The organism is Ruegeria meonggei (genome assembly GCF_900172215.1).
GTDB lineage: Bacteria > Pseudomonadota > Alphaproteobacteria > Rhodobacterales > Rhodobacteraceae > Ruegeria > Ruegeria meonggei.
Map to the genome: position 1 here is coordinate 400,879 of NZ_FWFP01000001.1, position 23,375 is coordinate 424,253.

Sequence of the window (23,375 nt, forward strand, 5' to 3'; positions counted from 1 at the left end):
GCTGTTTATTCCGCTCAGACCTCAGCCAGAGGCGCAACACGCTCCAGCGCCTGCAGCATGACCTCGGGCCCCGCCCCGTCATGCACCGCCCCTTCGGACAAAGCCCGCCGCCATGCCCGCGCACCCGGACGACCAGCGAAAAGGCCCAGCATATGACGGGTGATCTGGTGCAAACGTCCCCCTTCGACAAGGTGGCGTTCGACATAGGGCACCATTTTTTGAACCACTTCAATGGGATCAGCCACCTTCCCGGTTCCGAAAATCAACGGATCAGCTTCGGCCAGAATATCGGTGGGCTGGTGGTAGGCCGCTCGACCGATCATGACACCATCCAGCCCAGCATCCAGATGTGCACGCACCTGGTCCAGCGATGTTATGCCGCCGTTGAGTGAGATATGAAGGTCGGGAAACGCAGCCTTCATCCCGTGAACCAGATCATAGTCCAAAGGCGGGATATCCCTGTTTTCCTTAGGGCTGAGGCCCTGAAGCCACGCCTTGCGCGCATGGATCGTCACGCGATGACACCCCGCCGTACGGATATGATCCAGAAACCCGGGCAAGATTTCTTCCGGGTGCTGTTCGTCAACACCGATCCGGCACTTTACGGTCACCTCAACATCAACCGCCTCGGCCATGGCAGTAACACATTCGGCGACGCGGATGGGATCCTTCATCAGCACCGCCCCAAATGTCCCGGATTGCACCCGATCCGAGGGACATCCACAGTTCAGATTGATCTCATCATAGCCTGCTTCGGCGCCAAATCGCGCGGCGAGAGCAAGCTCTTCCGGGTCCGAGCCGCCCAGTTGAAGTGCCACCGGGTGTTCTTCGGGGCTGTAGCTCAGCAGATGCAGCGCCCCACCCCGCACCAAAGCCGGGGCCGTCACCATTTCGGTGTACAGCAACGCCTGACCGCTGAGCAGGCGGTGTACATAGCGACAATGGCGGTCAGTCCAATCCATCATGGGTGCAACCGACAGACGGGCCGCGCGGTGAATTGTCGAAATGCCTTGTTTTTCTGGAATTCTCGAATGTTCCATCTGCCACAGATTCCCGTCCTGGCCGCGTTTTCAGCCATTTACGCACACGGCGCCACGGCAGGCAGCACCAAGAGCGCCTTTTAGCACCGTTTCAATTCCGAACGCCACCACCTGATGGCGGTCTCAGACATCGCTGAAAAACTAACCTGGGAACGGAGTGTGTTGGCGCAACAATCCAAGCTGTTCCGGCGTTACCCAGAAGATGAATGCGTCACGCCGTAGCGGCTTAGGATCAACTCAACGCTGCTGTCTATTGTAGCTGTCATTTCATCTTTGCTCAGAACGCCTCCGGTGAAAACCATCGGCCAAAAGGCTCTGGATTTGATCAGGCCAATGAACTCCTGTCCCGCTCTGTCTGGATCATCGATCTGCAACTGGCCTTCTTCAGAGGCCTCCCTCAGGACGGCGACAAAGATAGGTGTCTTGTCCAATTTGCCCTGGGCCGCAGCCGCCAAAACCGGATTGCGCAAAGTTTCGCTGATCACCATGCGGGACATTGCGATCACTTCGGGCATCATCAGAATTCGACCCTCGGCCCATGCCAGTTCGGTCAGTTGCGCGCGGATATCGCGCCCCGGCGTGTATCGAAAATCGCGCAAACCCGCGAACCGGTTGGACAGTTCGATCACAATCGAACGAAACAGGTTTTCCTTGCTTTCGAAATACTTATATAGCGTGCGTTTGGAAACCTCGGCACGGGCGGACACGCGGTCCATGCTTGCTGCGGCGAATCCCTTTTCCTGGAATTCGGCTACGGCCGCTTCGATGATCTGAGCATGTTTGGAAGCGTTGGGCCCGGTGCAATCCGTCATATTTTAAAGCTATAGACCTATTGACTGATTAAGGTCAAACACTACGTAAACTCCCAGGTTTACATCTGCAACACCTTGGCATAATGTAAACTCGCAAGTTTACCGATTCAGGTAGCCAGCCCAACAGGAGAGCCCCCTATGGCCTTAACACTAAAATTGAACGGCGCCACCCACACGGTTGACGCCGAACCTGGCACGCCCCTGCTGTGGGTAATTCGGGATGAGCTTAAACTGACCGGAACAAAATTTGGCTGCGGTGTCGCCTCATGCGGTGCATGTACCGTGCACCTGAATGGCGAACCGGTACGCTCGTGCCAGACCTATATCGAAGACGTCGAAGACGCCGAGATCACCACAATTGAGGCCGTTGGCGATGACAAGATCGGCGCCGCAGTGCAGCAGGCCTGGGTCGAACTGGACGTGGTTCAGTGCGGCTATTGCCAATCGGGTCAGGTGATGTCCGCCGTCGGCCTGCTGTCCGAAAACGCCAAACCTTCTGTCGAAGAGATTGACACGTACATGGCGGGCAACGCCTGTCGCTGTGCCACCTATCAACGCATCCGCGCCGGTATTCAGCGCGCATCCGATATTCTGGAGGCCTGATCCATGACCATCAACACAACTCGCCGTGGTTTCCTGAAAAGCGCCGCCGCTGCCGGTGCCGTTCTGCTGGTTGGCGCACGCCCCGATGGCGCGCTGGCGGCTGCATCCTCTGAGACCGCTCAGTTTAACCCGTTTGTTAAGATTGACGCCGATGGCACCGTGACAGCCATCGTCAAACACTTTGAAAAAGGTCAGGGCCCTGCAACCGGTCTGCCGACGTTGATCGCCGAGGAAATCGGCCTGCGTATGGATCAGATCGAATACGAATTCGCCCCTTCCGACCCGCAGGTCTATAACAATCTGCTGTTCGGTCCGTTCCAGGGCACCGGCGGATCGACCGCGATGGCCAACTCGTGGATGCAGTATCGTCAAGCCGGTGCCGCTGCGCGTGAGATGCTGATCAATGCCGCTGCCCAAAGCTGGGGTGTGGCCGCATCCGACGTCACCATCGAAGAGGGCATTGTCAATGCGGGTGACAAATCCGCACCAATCGCGGACTTCGTGGCTGCCGCATCTCAACTGGAAGCACCTGTCGAGCCGCGCCTGAAGGACCCTGCGGATTTTCGCCTGATTGGCAACGAGGCAGTGCGCCGCAAGGATTCCGCCATAAAAGGCAATGGTCAGGCAATGTATGCAATGGACGTCCACCTGCCGAACCAGATGATCGCTATGATCAAACGCCCGGAATCGCGCGGGGGAATCGCTACGGGCTTTGACGACAGCGCGTCGAAAGAGGTCAAAGGCTATATCAACGCGACTGTACTGCCCAACCAGGCGGGCGTTGCGGTCTATGCCGAAAACACCTGGGCTGCGATTCAGGCGCGAGATGCGCTTGAGGTCGAATGGGACATGTCTGGCGCGGAAACCCGCGATTCAGACCAGATCAAAGCCGAAATCATGGACGCGTTGGAGGCTGAAGCCACCTATAATGTGAACAAGGCAGACGTGGCAGCAGTGTCGGCAGCGATTGAAGGGGCGGATCAGGTTGTTGAAAAGACCTTTTACTTCCCGCTACTGGCGCATGCACCGATGGAGCCTCTGAACTGTACCATCGAACAGACTGCCGAGGGCAATATCGTCCTGCATGACGGCAGCCAGATGCCGACAGGCCCGCATATGGCCTATCAGCAGATTTTCCAACTGCCACCCGAGAAGATCCAGATCAACACGATGCTGGCTGGTGGATCGTTTGGGCGTCGCGCAACGCCGGATGCCGATTATCAGGTCGAGGCGGCGCTGGCCTTTGTGGTCACTGACCGTTCGCGCCCTGTAAAACTGGTCTGGACCCGCGAAGATGACATCCGCAGCGGCTATTACCGCCCTGCGTTTGGTCACAAAGCACGCGTTGGCCTGAATGCCGAGGGCGAGATCGTCGGCTGGCAGCATCAGGTGGCAGGTCAATCGATCATGAAGGGCACGCCGTTCGAAGCTGTCGTTGTACATGGCGGTGTCGATCACAGCTCGGTCGAGGGGATTGCAGACAGCCCTTATGAAATTCCGGGCATGGCACTTGGTCTGACCGACACACCCAAAGCCACATCTGTTCTGTGGTGGCGCTCGGTTGGGCACACGCACACGGCTTACACCATGGAAACCATGATGGATCTGGCGGCCCAGGCCGCTGGCCGCGACCCGGTCGAATTCCGTCTGGCGCATCTGTCTGACGCCAGCGATCCAGATCAACAGCGGAAGGCCGCGGTTCTGAAATTGGCCACAGAAAAAGCGGGCTGGGGGACTGCACCCGAGGGTCGGTCGCAAGGGATCGCGGTGCACAAGTCCTTTGGTTCTTATGTTGCAGAAGTTGTCGAGATTTCGGGCGATCCGGAAAGCGGGATCAAGATCGAAAAGGTCACCTGTGCCGTCGATTGTGGTATCGCCGTGAATCCGGACGTAGTGAAAGCCCAGATGGAAGGTGGCATCGGCTATGGGATTGGTCATGTGATGCGCGACCAGATCACCCTGACCAGCGGCGCCGTGGATCAATACAACTTTCCGGATTATGAGCCTTTGCGGATCGGCGATATTGCTGCGATCGACGTGCATATCGTGCCCTCGGCCGAAGCACCGACCGGTGTGGGTGAGCCCGGCACGCCGCCATCCGCGCCAGCGCTGGCCAATGCCATTACCGCGATGTCGGGACTGCACATGGCAGAGTTGCCGATGGCAGAAAACGGCGTCAGCTTTGTCTAACGCCCCTCCCTCGCGCCATCGAAATCGATGGCGCGAGGGAATTTGATCAAATTTAGTGACAAGGCGCGCTGCGTCGACTACACCTCGGGAAACCAGAGTTATGGAGACCCCGATGGACCTGAGCGCCCTGCACAGCTTTCGTGTCGCTGCGTGCGACCTGAACGGTCAGCTGCGCGGCAAACGCGTGCCGCCTTCTTATGGCTCTAAACTGGACACTGGCGCTGTACGGATGCCGTTTTCGGCGCTGAATGTGGACCTTTGGGGTGCAGATATCGACGGCAGCCCCCTGGTGTTCGAATCCGGTGATGCGGATGGCGTCCTGCGGCCAACCGAACGCGGCCCCGTCCCCGTTCCGTGGCTTGAGACGGATACGGCGCTGGTCCCCATGTCCCTATATGACGACCACGGCACACCGTTTGCGGGTGACCCTCGCCACGCGCTGGCTGCAGTATTAAAGCGATATGCCCAGCGCGGCTGGTCCGTCATTGCGGCCACAGAGCTGGAGTTCACTCTGCTTGATGCCTCGGGCCCGCACCCACAACCGCCTATCAACCCGGTCACTGGACGACGCCTGATGGATGAGGCAGTCCTCTCTATGGCCGAGATGGACGCCTTCGACGCCTTTTTTACAGACCTTTATGACGGCTGCGCGGCGATGGGCATTCCGGCCCAGACCGCAATTTCCGAAAGCGGTATTGGTCAGTTCGAAATCAACCTGAACCATCAGGACGCCATGCGCTGTGCCGATGACACGTGGCTTTTCAAGGTGTTGACCCGCGGCCTTGCTCGCAAACACGGATTTTCCGCCACTTTCATGGCAAAACCCTATGCAGACGATGCAGGCAATGGGATGCACGTTCATTTCTCGGTCGTGGACCAACATGGGCGGAATGTGTTTGACGACGGTGGCCCCGAAGGCACTGATCTGCTGCGCTGGGCCGTGGCAGGCTGCCTTGCGGCAATGCCCGGCAGCACACTGGTTTTTGCCCCGCATGGAAACTCGTACACCCGACTTGTTCCTGGCGCACATGCCCCGACAGGGGCAAGCTGGGCTTATGAAAACCGCACAGCCGCCCTGCGCATTCCGGGCGGCGCTCCGGCCGCGCGGCGGATCGAGCACCGCGTCGCAGGCGGCGACATCAACCCCTACATGATGCTAACCGCCGTACTGGGCGCGGCTCTGAACGGGATTGAGGATGAAACTGAGCCCCCTAACCCAATCACCGGGAACGCTTATGAGGCGGAAGGGCTTCCGCAGTTGAAACAGGATTGGCCCTCGGCTATCGCCGCGTTTGAATCCGACCCTCAGGTCGCACGCATTTTCCCTGCCGACCTGATCCGCTTTTTCGCCATGACCAAGCGGCAGGAAATCAGGCGCTTTGCAGCGCGTCCCCCCGAAGAACACTGGCTCAGCTATCTCGAAGCTGTTTGAGCCCCCTTGCCCGGCCACTTTGACTGGGTTAGAATAAATTTGATCAAATTTGGTGACCTATGAAAATCGGCATCCTTCTGACCGGCCACCCGCCTGACGAATTGCAAGACCAGTTCGGCGAATATGACGGTATGTTTCGCACCCTTCTGGATGGCAACGGGTTCGACTATGTGACCTTCTCGGTCGTTGACAATCAATTCCCGCAAGATGTGGATCAGGCGGATGGCTGGATCATCACCGGCTCGCGCCACGGCGCGTATGAGGACCACCCATGGATCCCAGTGCTGGAGGATCTGATCCGGGACATTCAAGCCAGTCGTAAACCTTTGATTGGTGTGTGTTTCGGCCACCAGATCATAGCGCAAGCGCTTGGCGGAAAAGTTGAAAAGTTCGATGGCGGCTGGGCCATTGGGCGGACAGACTACAGCTATGGCGGACGGACCGTGACGTTAAACGCCTGGCATCAGGATCAAGTTGTCGCGCTACCCGAAGGGGCGCAGGTGCTGGGGGCAAACGCGTTTTGCCGCAACGCCATGGTGGCGTATGGAGACAGCATCTGGACCGTTCAAGCCCACCCGGAATATGGCGACGCCTTCATCCAGGGCCTTATGGATACGCGTGGCAAAGGCGTGGTGCCCGATACCCTGATGGACGCAGCCGCTGATCGACTGCCGACCCGGGACGACAACCCGAATATCGCACGGCAGATGGCAGAGTTTCTGAAGAAAGAGAGGGCCTGATGGCCGACTGGAAAGACCAACTGCCCGAGGCAGCCCGCACCTATATCGACGGCCAGCGACTGGACGAGGTTGAATGCATCATCTCAGACCTGCCGGGTATCGCCCGCGGCAAGGCTGTGCCCGCTTCCAAATTTGCGCGGCAAGACTATTTTCATCTGCCCGACAGCATCTTCTACCAGACCATCACCGGTGATTGGGGCGAGGCCGCAGGCGATGACGGGTTCATAGAACGCGACATGATCCTGAAGCCAGATTTCTCAACCGCGTCTGCGGCACCCTGGACAGGCGACTGGACCTTGCAGGTGATCCACGACGCTTATGACCGGGACGGAGAGCCGATCCCCTTCAGCCCCCGCAACGTGCTGAAACGTGTAGTGCAACTGTATCACGACAAGGGTTGGAAGCCGATCGTCGCGCCCGAGATGGAGTTCTTTCTGGTCGCCCCCAATGTCGACCCGGCGCAAAGCATCAAACCGATGATGGGCCGTTCTGGTCGCCCGGCGGCCGCACGGCAGGCCTATTCCATGACCGCCGTGGACGAGTTTGGCCCGGTCATCGACGACATCTATGATTTCGCCGAACATCAGGGGTTCGAGATTGACGGCATCACGCAGGAAGGCGGTGCTGGTCAGCTGGAAATCAACCTGCGCCACGGCGATCCCGTCAAGCTGGCCGATGAGGTGTTCTATTTCAAACGGCTGATCCGCGAAGCCGCCCTGCGCCACAATTGCTTTGCCACCTTCATGGCAAAACCGATCGAGGATGAGCCGGGCTCGGCCATGCATATCCACCATTCGATCATCGAAACAGAAACCGGTCAGAATATTTTTTCCGGCCCTCAAGGCGGAGAGACGGACGCCTTCTATAACTTTATCGCCGGTCTCCAGAATCACCTGCCCGCCGGTCTGGCGGTGATGGCGCCTTATGTGAATTCCTACCGTCGCTACGTGAAAGACCACGCCGCGCCGATCAATCTGGAATGGGCACGTGACAACCGCACCACCGGCATTCGCGTTCCCCTGTCGGGACCCGAGGCGCGCCGGGTTGAAAACCGCATCGCGGGCATGGACTGCAACCCCTATCTGGGCATCGCCTTGTCGCTGGCCTGCGGCTACCTTGGGCTGACCCAGCAGGAACGCCCCCGCCGTCAGTTTTATGGCGACGCTTATGAGGGCGAAGGCGATATCCCCCAGGTGATGGGCAACGCGCTAGACCTGTTCGACGAAGCCACCGCCCTGCACAAAGTTTTGGGCCCCGATTTCGCCCGCGTCTACGGCATCGTCAAACGCGCCGAGTATGAGGAATTCCTGCAGGTCATCTCTCCGTGGGAGCGTGAACACCTGCTGATGAACGTCTGAGGCGTGCGATGAACCTGCTCTATTCCAACGACCGCAGGGCGGAATACCCAGCCAGTTGGTATGCCGCGACGGCCAATGCGACAGAACGTTATCCGGCCCTGACAGAAGACGTCACAGCCGACGTTTGCGTGGTTGGCGGTGGCTATACCGGCCTGTCCGCGGCATTGCATCTGGCCGAGGCCGGGTTTGACGTGGTGCTGCTTGAGGCGCACCGGGTCGGCTTTGGCGCATCGGGTCGCAATGGCGGCCAATTGGGCAGTGCCCAGCGGATGGATCAGGAAGACCTTGAACGGCTGGTCGGCGACGATGATGCCGCCAAGCTGTGGGATCTGGCCGAGGACGCCAAGGGTTTGGTCAAGTCGCTGATCGCCAAGCATCAGATCGACTGCGACCTGAAGCCCGGCATTGCGGTTCTGGGCCTCAGCACCGGCGACCAACGGGACCTGCACGACCACGCGGCGCACCTGTCCACACGATACGGGTACGACCAGATCGAGCTGCTGGACGAAAGTGCAGCGCATGGCCTCTGCCCGTCGCCCACCTATCGTGGTGGTTATCTGGACATGGGCGCGGCGCACCTGCATCCGTTGAACTTTGCTCTGGGTCTGGCGCAGGCCGCCGCAAAAGCCGGCGTGCGCATCTATGAAAGCACTGAGGTCACAGGCGTGCAGGAAACCGATCCGGCCATCGTGGCAACACCGCAGGGCAAGGTGACGGCCAACCACGTTGTTTTGGCCTGCAACGGATATCTGGGTGATCTGAACGGCAAAGTGGCCTCAAGGGTCATGCCGATCAACAATTTCATCGCCGCGACTGAGCCTTTGGGCACGGATGCCGCCCGCGTCCTGACCCGAGACGTCGCGGTTGCGGATACCAAATTCGTCGTGAACTATTTCCGCCTCAGCGCCGATAACCGCCTGCTTTTTGGCGGCGGGGAAAGCTATGGCTACCGCTTTCCGGCTGACATTGCGACCACTGTACGCAAACCGATGGCCGAGATTTTCCCGCATCTGCAGGACGTTAAGATCGACTACGCCTGGGGCGGCACGCTGGCCATCACCATGCGGCGGATGCCCTATCTGGCGCGGGTTGCGCCCAATATCCTATCAGCGTCGGGCTATTCCGGTCACGGTGTGGGCACCGCCACCCATGCCGGGCAATTGATGGCACTGGCCATTCAGGGCCAGGCCGAAGGGTTCGACACCATGGCCCGCGTCCCCGCCCTGCCCTTTCCCGGCGGCCCAGCATTGCGTAGCCCGCTGCTGGTGCTGGCGATGACGTGGTTTGCGCTGAGGGATCGGCTTGGGTTTTAATTTCAAGATTTTCAGCGGCGTTTACTTTAACGCTCGCAAGACACGGAACCCCGACACCCGGGATCGGGTGTCCTCCAACCCACTGCCGCGTCCAGCGACACGTGAGCCGTCCATCGCTGCAGGATATGCCCCGCCTCGTGTGACGCGTCGTTCACAATTGGGTTCACGTGCCTTTTTCAGGTAAATGCTGGATGTCCTCCAACCAGCATACCGGTCCTTCCAGCAGGACATTGTTCTTTCCGCGACATTGCCCGACATATGGCGCAATCCCCAGGCATTTGCAGCATCCAGAGCGTCCACCGGCACAGGTGTTCCGCGGGCAACAAGATCAGGGAAGACTTCCCCCAGCATGATCTCTGTCGCGCTGCCTAAAAAATTCACTTGATCCGTTGTGACTTCTTCGCCTTGTGCAAACGGTGTCTGCGTCCCGGCGCGCGCGGCGTATTCCCATTCCACCTCGGTTGGCAGTCGATAGACATCCATCCCGACTTTGCTGTTGAGCCAATCGGTATAGGAAACCGCATCCAGATAAGACACAGTGATGACCGGGTGTTTGCCGATGGTTTTCGCGCGCTGCGATTTGGGCAGCCGGATGAAATCCTGCGGCTCATGCCCTCCGCATCCGCCATCGTTGACGCACGTCATCCACTGATCGTAAGTGATTTCGTTTCTGCCCATGGCAACGGGCATATCTATCGTGACCTTGTGAACCGGCCCTTCCTGAAAGGCTATATACGGATTTTCCGGGGTGACACGTATCCAGTTTCCAGCCTCATCAAACTTTACGTTTTGCTTTGATTCGCCCGGCGGCCCGCCCATCAAGAATTCACCCAAAGGCAATACAATCATCTCAGGGCAATCGCCGCATTCCTGAAACATCTCAAGCGGTTCGACTTCAGTGCTGTCTGACAGAACATAATCGGCATGTACCACCGATGCGAAGGTTGAAAGCACCAAAAGTATGGCCAAACGTCCGATTGTCACAGCAGTACTCCACCCATCAAACAAGAGATCCGTAAAAGTTGGGCCATTGCCGCCTTACTTTCCTCAAAGTTGCAAGATCAAAACAACTCTCGCGGCGTGCGAGAAGCCCAACCGTTGCCATCGTGTTTACGACAGAATGGTGAAATTCTGCCAACCCCAAGATTGAGGGGTTGGATTGCCTATCGTTTAGCTTTATCTTTTCCAAAGACTAAATTAGGGAAAATCAAATATGACGCTTCCTCCTAACGTTCATGACGCCGAACCAATTCCAGCCGCTGCCCGCGACGCCATTGACGCTTTGATGCAGTCTGGCGACCTGTTCCGCTATACCGCGCCGCAGGACGCACCGGTTGCCCTGCTCGAGTCGGAATTCGCAGAGCTGCTCGGCACGAAATACGCGCTGGCTGTCTCGTCCTGCTCAGCGGCGCTGTTCCTGTCGCTCAAGGCGCTGGACTTGCCGCGCGACGCGCGGGTGCTGATCCCGGGTTTTACCTTTGCTGCAGTACCGTCCTCGGTCGTGCATGCGGATTGCATTCCGGTGCTGTGTGAGGTCGGTCAAAACTATCGCATCGACATGGATGATTTTGCAGCCAAACTGGAAAATGTGCAGGCCGTGATTATCAGCCATATGCGTGGCCATACATCCGATATGGATGCGATCATGGCGCTGTGTGACGCGCGCGATATCCCGGTGATCGAAGACGCCGCCCATTCGTTGGGCACCACCTGGCATGGTCGCAATATCGGCACCATTGGCAAGGTCGGCTGTTTCTCATTCCAGTCCTACAAAATGATCAACGCGGGCGAAGGTGGCATCCTGGTCACTGACGACGCCGATTTGGTGGCCCGCGCCGTGATCATGTCGGGCGCCTATGAACATAACTGGAAGAAACACAAATCCCCGCACGGCGATAACTCGCCCGACTTGGAGCAAGCGTTTGCCCGCTGGCAGAACCAGCTGCCACTGTATAACCTGCGCATGAGCAACCTCAGCGCTGCCGTGATCCGTCCACAAATTCCGGAACTGGCACGCCGTGTCCGCGATGGTCTGGCCAATCACGACTATGTTGCGGATCGTCTGAACACGTCGCCCCATATCCACGTGCCTGCCCCCCTTGCGCCAGAACGCCGGGCACCGGATTCGATCCAGTTCAACCTGGTCGACCTCAGCGACGAAGACACATTGGCCTTCGCAGCCGCGGCAGAGGCCCGCGGGGTCAAGGTACAAGTGTTTGGCCTGAGCGAGGATAACGCGCGCGCCTTCTGGAACTGGCAGTTTCTGCCGGAACAGATCGAGCTTCCGCAAACCCGCGCCATGCTGATGAAGGCCTGCGACGTGCGCCTGCCCGTTCGCCTGACGCGCAAGGAACTGGATGTAATCGCCGATATTCTACTGGCTTCAGTCGGCGAGGTCACTGCGCCAGCTATGGCGTTCGGTACCTGAAAAGGCCCGTGAAACGACAAAAGGCCCGCGCCAGGCGGGCCTTCTTTTGTTTAAATCAACGAAATCAGTTCAACTTGGATAATTTCTGTTGCAACTCAGCGAGCTGCTTTTTGATGTCGTCCAGATCTTCTTTGCCTTCAACTTTGTCTTCGCCGTCCGATCCGGGCCCGGACCATCCTCCGGACAGCCCTCCCGTCATCGCCTTAAGAAAGGCCTGCTGCTGCGCCTTCATCGCTTCGAACCCCGGAATCTTTGACATCGGGTTCATCGCGCTCATATTCTCGACCATCTTGCTCTGGCTTTCGCGCAGCATGTCGAACGAGCTCTGCAGGAATTGCGGCATCATCCCACCGCCCGGGATCATGTAGCTGCGCACAAGGTCATTCAGCACATTGACCGGTAGCACGTTTTCGCCCCGGCTCTCATGTTCGGCAATGATCTGCAGCAGATACTGTCGGGTCAGGTCATCCCCGGTTTTCAGGTCGATGATCTGAACTTCTCGCCCACCGCGGATAAAGGTCGCGATGTCCTCCAGTGTGACGTAGTCACTGGTCTCGGTATTATACAGCCGACGGCTTGCATATCGTTTTATCAACAGCGGTTTTTCTTGTTCCGACACCTGTTGCCCTCCCCAAGGATGATGCGTTGCAGCAGAGATTATGCGAGTGCAGAACAAAAAGAAAGGGCAGGTCAAACGACCTGCCCTACGCGATTGCACCAGTTGGGAGGAGTGGGTGCGCCTCGCGGCCTTAAATTACTTGGCAGCTGCAGCTTTCTTGGCGGCAGTTGTCACGTCGTTGGTCGCTTTTTTGACAGCGGCTGTTGCGTCTTCTGCAACATCTTTGCCGGCAGCCATCAGCAGCTCAACGGTTTCGGACTGCAGTTTTTTCGCGATTTCTGCGAAAGCAGCCATGTTTTCAGCAGCAACTTCAGCCGACGCGCTTGCGAAATCGGTAGCAGCTTTTGCGTAATCAGCAGGTTCAGCTTTTGCTTTCGACATCTCGGACAGTTTGGCCAGGGTGTCTTTGGTCCATTTGTTCGAGATTTCAGCCGATTTGGTTGCTGCTTCCAGAGCAACGCCCGACAGCTTCTCGTTCAGAGTTGCGGTCGATTTGTAAACACCTTCCAGAGCGGTTGTGTCAACCGGGAATGCGCCCATGAATTCTTTCAGGGTCGCGGTGTAATCTTGTGTCTTAGCCATTGCATTAATCCTTTTTGCTGAACCGGGCCCACCCCGGTCTTCATCAGCTTGAGGACAATATGATTGCTGCATCGCAGCATTGCAAGTATTTTTTGCTGCAGTGCAGAAAAGTTCTAAAAGATACGGAATATCAGTCGGTTGCCTTGACCAAAACATAAGTTCCGGGCGCAGGGGCAAGCGATGGATGGCCCGAATCGCCGGTGGATCGCGCCGGAATTTGCTTGCCAGAACGCTTATGCAGCCATTTCTCCCACAGGGGCCACCAGGACCCTTGATGGAATTCAGCCTCGTTCAACCAAGTGTTGGAATCGCCCTTGAGGTCGGGATTGGTGTAATGCCCGTACTTCTTCTTACTGGGTGGATTCACGATCCCAGCAATATGTCCTGACTCGGATACGATGAAGGTCTTGGACCGCGCCCCCATCTGCTGGACGCCACGATAGCAGTCCTTCCAGGCCGCAATATGGTCGGTTTCGCAAGTGATCGCCATAAGGGGAACGTCGACGTCGCGGACATGCAACTTGTGTCCCAACAGATCAAACCCGTCATTGACGAAGTCATTGCTTTGACACAACCCGCGCAAATACTGAACTGCCATGCGTCCGGGCAGGTTCGCGCCATCTCCGTTCCAATACAGCAGATCAAAGGCCGGAGGCGTTTCACCCATCATATAGCTGCGGATCGCAGGCCCGTAGATCAGATCGTTTGAGCGCAGAAACGACATTGTTCGACCGATCACCCAGGCCTTGAGCACGCCATCTTTGGATATCTGATCCTCGATCCCGTCGACAAAATCGTTTTGCAGGAATGGTGTAAATTCGCCCTGATCGCCGAAATCCGTCAGCGCCGTAAAGAAGGTTGCTGATTTGACGGACGTGTCCCCGCGTTGCTTTAACAGTGCAAGCGTCAGGCTCAGCGTGGTGCCTGCGATGCAATAGCCGACCGCGTTGACCTGTTTGACGTTGCAGATCGACTTGACCTGTTCGATCGCAGTCAGGAACCCCTCATCTATATAATCGTCTATGCCAACGTCAGCATGGGCCTCGCTGGCATTGGCCCAGCTGACAACAAACAGGGTATAGCCCTGCTCGGTCACCCATTTGATCATGCTGTTCTGCGCCTTGAGGTCCAGAATGTAGAACTTGTTGATCCAGGGTGGGAACAGAAGAAGCGGCGTTTCATGGACCGTTTCGGTGGTTGGTTTGTACTGTATCAACTCCATCAACCGGTTTCGGTACACCACGTCACCCGGCGTCGTTGCGATGTTTTGGCCGACTTCAAAGGCACTTTCATCTGCCAGTCTAACGACCATCTCGCCGTCGTTGGCTTCGAGATCTGCCACCAGGTTCTCCAACCCCTGAATCAACGACTGCCCCTCAGTCTCAACAGCTTTTTCCAGCGCGTCCGGGTTGGTCGCCAGAAAATTCGTCGGCGACATCATATCGATTATCTGCTGAGAGAAGAACTGCAGGCGCTGTTTGTCCTTGACGTCAATATCGTCAACCGAGGCTACAGCCCGTGCAATGGCAGCAGCGTTGGTTTCATATTGCTGACGAATGAGGCGGAAATACGGGTTGGTTTCCCACATCGGGTTGGAAAACCGTTTGTCCGGGCGCATTGAATCGTCATCATCTACCTCGCCTTTGGTCAACGCCTGCTGCGCTTCGGCAAAGTTCAGAACGGATTTGCCCCAGAACTGTATCTGATGTTCCAGCAGCTTGGCGGGATTTTGCAAAGCCTCGCTAAGATACGCCGTTGCTGCTTTTGCGAAAAGCTCTTGATTCGGACCGTCCAAAGCGGGCGTATGCGACTTTTTCCCGGCCATTACCTCAACCAGTCGCTTGGACAATTCTTCGACCTTGTTCACATTTTCTTTAAGGCGTTCAATATGTTCGTCGGGCAATTTTTCGTTCCGACCTTCACTTGTTGTCATTTTAACAATTCCCCCCTAATCTCGCTGCTATGCAGAATAACGTCGTGGGTGTCGGGGGGCAAAGCGACGAATGGTCCGAAATATCAGGCTGACACTCAGGAGGCCCCTTTCATGCGCTACATGATGACTTACGACCTTATGGAAACCATGCGGAACACCAATCAATGGATGGGTGCGACTGCCAGCGCCATGGCATCCTACCCCTTGTTTTCGATGGTGCCTAACCCTGCTTTTGGCATGATGGCGGCCTGGGGCGAAGTGACAGAACGTACCTTTCAGCGCATGGTAGTCAAACCCGACTGGGGCATTCGCACCTATACCTGTGAAGACGGCAAAGATCATCTGGTCGAAATCGTCCCTGTCATGGAGCGCCCGTTCGGCGACTTGATCCACGTTCGCGTGAATGGCCGCGAAGAGCAACCCCGCAAAGTTCTGCTGGTTGCGCCAATGTCCGGCCACTACGCGACATTGTTGCGGTCCACGGTCAAAAGCCTGCTGGTCAACTGCGAAGTTTACATCACCGATTGGCATAACGCGCGTGATATCCCCGTTTCCGAAGGCAAGTTCGATGTCGAGGATTACACGCTCTACCTTGTCGATTTTATGAAAGAGCTGGGCCCTGAAACGCATGTTGTGGCCGTGTGCCAGCCTGCGCCTCTTACACTGGCCGCCACAGCCTATCTGGCCGAGGTCGAGCCCAAGGCTCAGCCCAGCACCCTGACCCTTATCGGCGGACCGGTCGATCCGGATGCCACACCGACAGACGTGACCGATTTCGGCCGTCGCGTCACCATGGGACAGCTGGAAGAAACCATGATCCAGCGCGTTGGCTTCAAGTACAAAGGCGTGGGTCGCATGGTCTATCCCGGCCTGCTGCAGCTGGCCTCGTTCATGTCGATGAATGCGGACCGGCATTCTCAGGCCTTCACGGATCAGGTTCAGCGCGTGATGCGGGGCGAGGCTTCGGACCATGATGCGCATAACCGTTTCTATGATGAATACCTGGCCGTCATGGATATGACCGCCGAGTTCTATCTGTCCACGGTCGAGCGCGTCTTTAAAAACCGCGAGATTGCCCGCAACGAATTTGTTGTCGCCGGACATAAGGTGGATATTGGCAAGATCACCGATGTCGCTGTTAAATCGGTCGAAGGCGCTAATGACGATATCTCTGCCCCGGGACAGTGTATTGCGGCGCTGGATCTGTGCACCGGCTTGCCGGCGTCGAAAAAAGCCAGCCATGTCGAACCCGGCGCTGGTCACTATGGCATCTTCGCCGGGCGCAGCTGGCGCGACAATATTCGCCCGCTGGTCATCGACTTTATGAACGCCAACGCGCGCAAACCACGGCGGCGTGCAGCGAACAAGAACAAAGTCGCCTAACCGTCATGCGCAGGAACGCAGCAAAAGACACTGCTTTCTCCTGCGACTGCGGATCATTGCACGGTCGCGTCACCGCGCGCGGCGCGAACACAGGCACTCGTGTCGTTTGCTATTGCCGCGACTGCCGAGCGGGCCAGCTGTACTTCGGGCAGCCCGATCCCACGCCTGACCCGGTTGAAATTCTTCAAATGGCACCAGAAGAGATCAAAATAGACGGCGGTGCGGAACATCTTGCGCTTATGCAGCTCAGCCCGCGCGGCATGCTGCGGTGGTATGCCAGATGCTGCAACGCACCGATTGCGACCACCTCTCGCACCCCGAAATTTCCGTTTGCCGGGTTCATTGTACAGCGGATGCCCGACACCAGCGGACTTGGACCGATCACAACACGGGGCTTTGTTCCGCAGCCCAGTGGAAAACAATCGCATGAAAAGCTGGGGCCGGCGATCTACGGGATGCTAACAAGGGTGGCAAAGTCCCGGCTGTCCGGCAGCTGGAAAGAGACGCCGTTCTTCGATGCAGAAACCGGCGATCCGGTGGCGACACCAACCATCCTCAGCAAAATCGAACGCGCCGCCCTTTACCCGTAGGCCACCCGGGCAGGTTCACTCAGCCAGTCGTGCAAAGCGTTGTTGACGACCTGAGGTGCTTCAAGGCTAGGCAAGTGTCCCGCATCTTCGAGAACTTTCAGCTCTGCTGCCGGGATCAGGTCAGCCATAAAGGCGTGTTTTCGAACCGGGGCGATCCTGTCATGTGCCCCACACAGGATCAGTGTCGGCACCCGGATATGTCGCAACTCGCCTTGCTGATCGGGTCTCCGTTGCAATGCGCGGATCTGGCGCTCAAAAACGTCCGCCCCCATGTCCACAGCCATCGAAATCACATTGTTCAAAATCGGGATGCGCTGCGGACCCGGCGCCAATGTGTCAGACCCGATGATTTTGCGGATCACATCCTCAAGCCGCCCCGCTTTGGCACCGATCAACAGCTCTTCGCGGGCGGCGGCCATCTGCGGGGTTTCAGCTTGGGCATCCGTGGCCATCAGGCACAAGCGCGACACCCGGTCAGGCGCGCGGCGAATAATCTCAAGCGCGACCACACCGCCCATGCTCAGCCCGCCCAGCGCAAACCGGTGCGGCAACTGATCCAGCAGCCGCGATGCGATCTCTTCGATCCGTTCTCCGATTGAAACCGGAGCCACAGTCACCGCACGGCTCCTCGACAGGCTAACGATTTGGGGTTCGAAAAGCCGTGCATCACACATCAGTCCAGGCAGTAAAACCAGCGGCTCGATCACGCGGGGCCTCCTAATATTCGACCTCTAAAGCGATGTTCTTTTCCCTCAGGATGAGAGGTTTTTCCGAAACGGGCAAGTTAAACTTCAGGGATGGGTAACGCCCCGAAACACGGGGAAGTCTGCGTATCGCGCCCGGCGGGTGGACAGGTCTTCATCCGGCTCGGCCCCTGCACGCAACAAACAGCCACGCGGCGCGATATAGCTGTCGATCCGGCGATGCGGTGTAGGTCGCCACACTAGGTTAAATGCGCAGAGCTTGGGAAAGAACCAGATCTCGGAATAGTCCAGGTGGTCGTGCATCCACCAGGCCAGATCGCGCCAATCCCGCCCCTCGTCATACTGATCGGCAAACCATGGGATGACAATCGACGCCCCGGCGATCCGGTCGTCCCCTTCACCCCGGTCCCAGATGTGACACTCCAGCGGATTGTCATTGCGTGCACAGTTCAGGCGGTTTTCGTTCCCGAACCGGTTCAGGGAAGGTGAGCGATAACCCGAGCGCACTGCGACCCTACCAAAGGTTTCCTCCAACGGGTCCAGAAGCGTTTGGCAAAACGCCCGACCGGTCTCGATTACCAAGTCAGGATTGTCCGGAAGGTTCTGTTTTTCATGGAAATTCCCGATTTCGGAATACAGAAACTCGCGCATGAAAAAATGCCGGGACAGGCGCACACGGCCAAGCGTTTCAAGGCTCCACATGCTGCCCGGTTTGCGCATCACCCGTACCCGTTCCAGCGAAACGCGCCATCGGGCGCAAGAGCTGCGAAGGGGTTGAACGCAACCTCCCAAATCGTGCCATCGGGGGCGCGAAAATAGCCGTGATACCCACCCCAGAATACATCAGAGGCGGGTTTCAGAACCTTTGCCCCCGCCATATCTGCACGGCTCAAAACCTGTGCAACCTCATCCTTTGACCGGCAATTGTAGCTAAGCGTCAAAGCCCCTTGGCCCAGAGCCCCGGGATCAACGCCGATCTCATCAGCCAGAGCCGACAAGGGGTAGAGACCAAGAGTTTGACCAATCAGATCAAAGGCGATGACACCATCCGGGCTGTCGATCCGTTTCCAACCCATGGCCTCATAGAATCCCGCTGCGGCGGCCGGATCATCTACACCAACTGTAATCAGGCTGACTCGCTGTTCCATCACTGCACCCCCAATTCGGTCAGCCAGGCCAGAATACCTGCCACTGCCGCATCCGTCTGACCAGGCGACATCAAACGACCGGCAATCACATGCGAGGCCGGATCATCGCCGGGGCCCATGGTCATCAGCTCTACAGTCGCTGGCCCACCCCAGGTTTCAGCCACCTTATGTGTCAGGTCCGGACGCACCACCTGATCATCATCCGAAAACCAGAACAGGGCGGGTACCTGCGCGCCCGAGAAATCCAGCGCATTCACAGACTCGACCAGCACAGTCATCGGCACCACCGCCTCCCAAGGATAGACCGACGACCAGTATTTGTTCTTTTCAGGGTCCGGGCTGGATACGTCTCGTTCTTCCCCCATCAACACAGGCAACCAGTGGCGTGCCCAAGGCAGGCCCGGAATCCACGCGCCGGCGGTATTCACACCAAAGTTAGGCGAGACAAAGACTATTCCAACAACATCCTGACTAAGCTCTTCATCCAACGCCGCCGCTGCGGCCAATGTCCCCCCGGTCGAGGTCGAAATCACCACAACCTTGTCACCCACAGCCCGCGCCGCCGCCAGTCCTTCGGCCATATCCAGCATCCAGCCCGCTGCCGTGCCTTCGGCCATCGCAGGTCCGCCGCGGCCATGGCCATGTAGTCGGGTGTAAACCAGATTGGCCCCCAGCGCGTCAGCAACCTGATCGGGAACCGGGCGGATTTCCTCGGACGAGGCGGAAAAGCCATGGAGATACAGAACAGAAACCGGTGTCCTTTGTTCCTTGAAACCGTCCTGCCAGACCACCCGTTTTTCCACACCTGGCACGATATCAGCAAACGCGGACTCAGTACTTTCGAAATAGACCTGAACGCCCTCACCGAATTTACGTGAGTCAAAGCGCGGATGCAGGGGCACCTCTTCCCGCGGTCCAAACCAATAAATTGCGCCGCCGATAACGATCAACGCCAATAGAAGTCGTCCAAGCACCCAGCCTAAGCGTCGCATCTCTCGCCCCCTACCACGTCCAGAATGGCCTCTTCGATCAACCCCAGACAAGGTCCGTCCGAAAATCGGTGATCTGCGTCCTTTACCAGCAAAAGATGCATGTCAGGCCCGGTGGCATGCTCCAACAATCGCACGGCAGTTTCCGTGGAAACCGCCGTATCCGCCGTACCTTGCAGGAACCGCACCGGAAACGGCAGGTCCAGAGCGTTCCGCAATACCAGCCGCCGCCGACCGTCCTCGATCATTCGGTTGGTGATAATATAGGGTTCCATATAGTCCGAGGGCAGCTCCACCTGGCCAACAGCCTTCAGCGCCGCTTTTTGCTCGTCACTGAACGACGCCCAATAGCCGTCCTCGGTGAAATCCGGTGCCGCCGCGATGGTGACCATCCCGGCAATCCGCTCCGGCATCGCACGGGCCAGCAACAATGCCTGCCACCCGCCCATGGATGAGCCGACTATGATCAACGAACCCTCGGTCAGGGCAGTCACAGCTGCCATCGTGTCCTCATGCCAGTCACCAATGCAGCCATCGGTGAAAGCACCAGAACTCTCCCCGTGCCCGGAATAGTCAAACCGCAGATATGCCTGTCCACGCGCCTGAGCCCAGGCCTCAAGATGTACGGCTTTGGTGCCTTCCATATCCGATTTCAAACCGCCCAGAAATACAATGGTCGGGCCCGTGCCTTCGTTTTTGTGATAGGCCAACCGCCGCCCTTGCGCCGTTTCCAGAAACTCCGTCGCCGCCATGAAACCCTCTGTCTTGTTTCTCAACATCTTGCATGCCGGGTCATGCACTTCAATTCCCCGATCTCCTTCATCTGGCTAAAAATATCCCGGGGAGCGCGAGGGGCTAGCCCCTCGCCCCCGCACTTGACACAGGCACCACCACCTGCCAAACGAGCCAGACAAACATAACCCGCAACCGGGCGTTCAGTGGGCGCCAAACCGACGAGGAGAGCCGATATGGCCTTGGATTCAAAATCCGTCTCACTCACCTTTCCCGATGGCAATGCACGGTCCTTTGACGCAGGCGTAACACCCGCGCAGGTTGCTGCCGATATCTCAACCTCGCTGGCCAAAAAGGCTATCTCGGCCACAGTGAACGGCCAACACTGGGACCTGCAATGGCCGATTGAGGCTGACGCCCAGATCGCGATCCACACCATGAAGGATGAGGTTCAGGCCAATGAGCTGATCCGCCACGACCTGGCGCATATCATGGCCCGTGCCGTGCAAGAGATCTGGCCTGACACCAAGGTGACCATCGGCCCCGTCATCGAAAACGGCTGGTATTATGACTTTGACCGGGCCGAGCCGTTCACGCCTGAAGACTTGGGCGCGATTGAAAAGAAGATGAAGGAAATCATCAACAAGCGCGACGCCGTAACTACGGAAGTCTGGGACCGTCAGCGCGCGATTGATTTCTACACCGAAAACAACGAGCCCTATAAGGTAGAGCTGATCGACGCCATTCCGGGCGATGAGCCGCTGCGCATGTACTGGCACGGCGACTGGCAGGACCTATGCCGAGGCCCGCACCTGCAACATACCGGCCAGGTGCCGGGCGATGCGTTCAAACTGATGTCCATCGCCGGTGCCTATTGGCGTGGCGACAGCGACCGCGCAATGCTGCAGCGCATCTACGGCGTGGCCTTCACCGGCAAGGAAAAGCTCAAAGCGCACCTGCACATGTTGGAAGAGGCCGCAAAGCGCGACCACCGTAAACTGGGTCGCGAGATGAACCTGTTCCACATGCAGGAAGAGGCCCCCGGTCAGATTTTCTGGCACCCCAACGGCTGGACCATCTATACCGAACTTCAGGACTACATGCGCCGCAAGCAGAAGGTCGGCGGCTATGTCGAGGTAAACACTCCGCAGGTCGTGAACCGAAATCTGTGGGAAAAGTCGGGCCACTGGGAGAAGTATCAGGAAAACATGTTTATCGTCGAAGTCGACGAAGACAATGCCCGCGAAAAAGCCGTCAATGCGCTGAAACCCATGAACTGCCCCTGCCACGTGGAAATCTTCAAGCACGGTCTGAAGTCTTATCGCGACCTGCCGCTTCGTATGGCCGAGTTCGGTTCATGCGCACGTTATGAACCCTCGGGGGCACTGCACGGCATCATGCGCGTACGCGGCTTCGCCCAGGATGACGGACATATCTTTGCAGAAGAGAGCCAGATCGGCAGCGAATGTGCCCGTTTCATCACCTTCCTGACCGACATCTATGCGGATCTTGGATTCGACAGCTTCTCGGTCAAGTTCTCGGATCGCCCTGAAACTCGCGCAGGATCGGACGAGGTTTGGGACAAGGCTGAAGACGCGTTGCTACAGGCGACCCGCGCGGCGGGTGTCGAGCCGGAAATGAATCCCGGCGAAGGCGCATTTTATGGGCCGAAGCTGGAATTTGTGCTTACCGATGCGATCGGCCGGGACTGGCAGTGCGGCACGTTCCAAGTGGATTTCGTCCTGCCCGAGCGGCTGGATGCCACGTATATTGGCGCGGATGGCAACAAGCACCGCCCTGTCATGCTGCATCGCGCCACCCTTGGCTCGTTCGAACGCTTCATCGGTATCCTGATCGAAGAACATGCAGGCAAGCTGCCCTTCTGGCTGGCTCCGCGTCAGGTTGTTGTCGCCTCGATCACATCCGAGGCGGATGATTATGTCATGGAAGTTGTTGAAACGCTGAGGGCGGCAGGTGTCCGGGTCGAGGCCGATATTCGCAACGAAAAGATCAACTACAAAGTCCGCGAGCATTCGGTCGGCAAAGTGCCAGTCATTCTGGCCGTCGGTCACCGCGAAGTTGATGAGCGCACTGTCAGCGTCCGCCGTTTGGGTGAAAAACAAACGCAGGTTCAACCGCTTGAGGTTGTAACAAATGAACTGTCACAGGCCGCAACTCCGCCGGACCTGCTGTAACATTCGGCAAAAAATTGCCCCATATCCGGCCTCAAATTTGGGGCCGGATTGAAACAAATACCCTTTTTCTTTTCAAAAACAATTTGTTAACCTGCAAGGGGACATAGCATGTCCTGACGGGGTTGTGAGACACGGGCTCGTGAATTTAACTGAGGCCCTGCAACCACTACCTTTGTCATTGTCACAAGCAGACATACGCAGTCACTAAAAGGATTACCGAGATGTCGAACACCGCAAAAACCCTGGTTATCGCAAGCGCAGTCGCAGCAGCCGTTTCCGGTGCAGCCACAACTGCCACCGCACAAGCAAAAGAGAAATGCTATGGCGTTTCGCTGGCCGGTCAGAATGACTGTGCCGCCGGCCCCGGCACCACTTGCGCGGGCACCTCTACCGTAGATTATCAAGGCAACGCATGGACCTTGGTCGATGCGGGCACCTGCGCCGATATCGATCTGCCCAAGTCGGCCGATGGCGCCGCACGCACTGGCTCGCTCGAGCCGCTGGATCGCGACCTGCCGGCATAAGCCTGAGAATGCACAACACAGAGGGGCGGGCCCAATCGCCCGCCTCTTTGTCGTGAATGG

General features: G+C 57.7%; 22 protein-coding genes. 11 read left to right on the forward strand and 11 right to left on the reverse strand.

The window, feature by feature from the left end; translation table 11 throughout:
- Nucleotides 1-14: 14 nt before the first annotated feature.
- Nucleotides 15-1,040 (reverse strand): tRNA dihydrouridine(20/20a) synthase DusA, encoded by a 1,026-nt coding sequence (gene dusA / locus RUM8411_RS01980; protein ID WP_085820937.1) that lies wholly within the window; start codon nucleotides 1,038-1,040, stop codon nucleotides 15-17.
- A gap of 191 nt (nucleotides 1,041-1,231) precedes the next feature.
- Entirely contained in the window at nucleotides 1,232-1,852 is a 621-nt protein-coding gene (locus tag RUM8411_RS01985) for a TetR/AcrR family transcriptional regulator (RefSeq protein WP_085820938.1), read from the reverse strand.
- A 138-nt stretch (nucleotides 1,853-1,990) separates the two neighbouring features.
- On the opposite strand from RUM8411_RS01985, the gene RUM8411_RS01990 reads away from it, so the two are divergent.
- The 6 genes from RUM8411_RS01990 to RUM8411_RS02015 all read left to right on the forward strand — a co-directional run bounded on the left by RUM8411_RS01990 (nucleotide 1,991) and on the right by RUM8411_RS02015 (nucleotide 9,488).
- Nucleotides 1,991-2,455 carry a (2Fe-2S)-binding protein gene (locus tag RUM8411_RS01990; protein ID WP_085820939.1) on the forward strand — a complete coding sequence of 155 codons (465 nt, stop codon included), beginning with the start codon at nucleotides 1,991-1,993 and terminating at the stop codon, nucleotides 2,453-2,455.
- Nucleotides 2,456-2,458: 3 nt separating this feature from the next.
- Entirely contained in the window at nucleotides 2,459-4,645 is a 2,187-nt protein-coding gene (locus RUM8411_RS01995; protein ID WP_085820940.1) for a xanthine dehydrogenase family protein molybdopterin-binding subunit, read from the forward strand.
- 112 nt (nucleotides 4,646-4,757) lie between these two features.
- Nucleotides 4,758-6,077 carry a glutamine synthetase family protein gene (locus RUM8411_RS02000; protein WP_085821096.1) on the forward strand — a complete coding sequence of 440 codons (1,320 nt, stop codon included), beginning with the start codon at nucleotides 4,758-4,760 and terminating at the stop codon, nucleotides 6,075-6,077.
- Between the two features lie 59 nt (nucleotides 6,078-6,136).
- Nucleotides 6,137-6,817, forward strand: coding sequence for a type 1 glutamine amidotransferase (locus RUM8411_RS02005; RefSeq protein WP_085820941.1), 681 nt, complete (start codon nucleotides 6,137-6,139; stop codon nucleotides 6,815-6,817).
- Complete coding sequence (locus RUM8411_RS02010; protein ID WP_085820942.1) at nucleotides 6,817-8,175, forward strand: glutamine synthetase family protein; 1,359 nt, start codon at nucleotides 6,817-6,819, stop codon at nucleotides 8,173-8,175. The genes RUM8411_RS02005 and RUM8411_RS02010 overlap by 1 nt, the downstream gene beginning before the upstream one ends.
- 8 nt (nucleotides 8,176-8,183) lie before the next feature.
- A complete protein-coding gene (locus tag RUM8411_RS02015; RefSeq protein WP_085820943.1) occupies nucleotides 8,184-9,488 on the forward strand; it encodes an NAD(P)/FAD-dependent oxidoreductase in 1,305 nt (434 codons plus the stop codon).
- Nucleotides 9,489-9,509: 21 nt separating this feature from the next.
- On the opposite strand, the gene RUM8411_RS02020 is transcribed toward RUM8411_RS02015, so the two are convergent.
- The gene (locus tag RUM8411_RS02020) at nucleotides 9,510-10,472 is read right to left on the reverse strand and encodes a formylglycine-generating enzyme family protein (RefSeq protein WP_143534805.1); all 963 of its coding nucleotides are present in this window, start codon (nucleotides 10,470-10,472) and stop codon (nucleotides 9,510-9,512) included.
- 229 nt (nucleotides 10,473-10,701) lie between these two features.
- On the opposite strand from RUM8411_RS02020, the gene RUM8411_RS02025 reads away from it, so the two are divergent.
- Nucleotides 10,702-11,916 carry a DegT/DnrJ/EryC1/StrS family aminotransferase gene (locus RUM8411_RS02025; protein WP_085820945.1) on the forward strand — a complete coding sequence of 405 codons (1,215 nt, stop codon included), beginning with the start codon at nucleotides 10,702-10,704 and terminating at the stop codon, nucleotides 11,914-11,916.
- 64 nt (nucleotides 11,917-11,980) lie between these two features.
- On the opposite strand, the gene phaR is transcribed toward RUM8411_RS02025, so the two are convergent.
- The 3 genes from phaR to RUM8411_RS02040 all read right to left on the reverse strand — a co-directional run bounded on the left by phaR (nucleotide 11,981) and on the right by RUM8411_RS02040 (nucleotide 15,050).
- Nucleotides 11,981-12,535, reverse strand: a complete 555-nt coding sequence (gene phaR, locus RUM8411_RS02030; protein WP_085820946.1) for a polyhydroxyalkanoate synthesis repressor PhaR — start codon at nucleotides 12,533-12,535, stop codon at nucleotides 11,981-11,983.
- 135 nt (nucleotides 12,536-12,670) lie between these two features.
- A complete protein-coding gene (locus RUM8411_RS02035; RefSeq protein WP_085820947.1) occupies nucleotides 12,671-13,117 on the reverse strand; it encodes a phasin family protein in 447 nt (148 codons plus the stop codon).
- A gap of 130 nt (nucleotides 13,118-13,247) precedes the next feature.
- Nucleotides 13,248-15,050 carry a PHA/PHB synthase family protein gene (locus RUM8411_RS02040; protein WP_085820948.1) on the reverse strand — a complete coding sequence of 601 codons (1,803 nt, stop codon included), beginning with the start codon at nucleotides 15,048-15,050 and terminating at the stop codon, nucleotides 13,248-13,250.
- A 111-nt stretch (nucleotides 15,051-15,161) separates the two neighbouring features.
- Between RUM8411_RS02040 and phaZ the strand changes: the two genes are divergently transcribed.
- Together phaZ and RUM8411_RS02050 are read left to right on the forward strand one after the other, a co-directional pair.
- On the forward strand, nucleotides 15,162-16,433 hold the full coding sequence (phaZ, locus tag RUM8411_RS02045) for a polyhydroxyalkanoate depolymerase (RefSeq protein WP_085821097.1): 1,272 nt from the start codon (nucleotides 15,162-15,164) through the stop codon (nucleotides 16,431-16,433).
- Nucleotides 16,434-16,438: 5 nt separating this feature from the next.
- Nucleotides 16,439-17,023 (forward strand): DUF6151 family protein, encoded by a 585-nt coding sequence (locus RUM8411_RS02050; protein ID WP_085820949.1) that lies wholly within the window; start codon nucleotides 16,439-16,441, stop codon nucleotides 17,021-17,023.
- Here the strand turns inward: RUM8411_RS02050 and RUM8411_RS02055 are convergent.
- The 5 genes from RUM8411_RS02055 to RUM8411_RS02075 form a co-directional block, all read right to left on the reverse strand.
- The gene (locus RUM8411_RS02055; RefSeq protein WP_085820950.1) at nucleotides 17,014-17,730 is read right to left on the reverse strand and encodes an alpha/beta fold hydrolase; all 717 of its coding nucleotides are present in this window, start codon (nucleotides 17,728-17,730) and stop codon (nucleotides 17,014-17,016) included. The genes RUM8411_RS02050 and RUM8411_RS02055 overlap by 10 nt on opposite strands.
- Nucleotides 17,731-17,814: 84 nt before the next feature.
- Nucleotides 17,815-18,429 (reverse strand): hypothetical protein, encoded by a 615-nt coding sequence (locus RUM8411_RS02060; RefSeq protein ID WP_085821098.1) that lies wholly within the window; start codon nucleotides 18,427-18,429, stop codon nucleotides 17,815-17,817.
- Between the two features lie 17 nt (nucleotides 18,430-18,446).
- Nucleotides 18,447-18,875, reverse strand: a complete 429-nt coding sequence (locus tag RUM8411_RS02065; RefSeq protein WP_085820951.1) for a VOC family protein — start codon at nucleotides 18,873-18,875, stop codon at nucleotides 18,447-18,449.
- Entirely contained in the window at nucleotides 18,875-19,867 is a 993-nt protein-coding gene (locus tag RUM8411_RS02070; protein WP_085820952.1) for an alpha/beta hydrolase, read from the reverse strand. Before RUM8411_RS02070 ends, RUM8411_RS02065 begins: the two co-directional genes overlap by 1 nt.
- On the reverse strand, nucleotides 19,855-20,616 hold the full coding sequence (locus tag RUM8411_RS02075; RefSeq protein WP_085820953.1) for an alpha/beta hydrolase: 762 nt from the start codon (nucleotides 20,614-20,616) through the stop codon (nucleotides 19,855-19,857). Before RUM8411_RS02075 ends, RUM8411_RS02070 begins: the two co-directional genes overlap by 13 nt.
- Nucleotides 20,617-20,832: 216 nt before the next feature.
- Here RUM8411_RS02075 and thrS point away from each other — a divergent pair, with 216 nt between their 5' ends.
- Both thrS and RUM8411_RS02085 read left to right on the forward strand, forming a co-directional pair.
- Entirely contained in the window at nucleotides 20,833-22,791 is a 1,959-nt protein-coding gene (thrS, locus tag RUM8411_RS02080) for a threonine--tRNA ligase (protein WP_085820954.1), read from the forward strand.
- A gap of 221 nt (nucleotides 22,792-23,012) precedes the next feature.
- Nucleotides 23,013-23,315, forward strand: coding sequence for a BufA1 family periplasmic bufferin-type metallophore (locus tag RUM8411_RS02085; protein WP_085820955.1), 303 nt, complete (start codon nucleotides 23,013-23,015; stop codon nucleotides 23,313-23,315).
- Nucleotides 23,316-23,375: the final 60 nt, after the last annotated feature.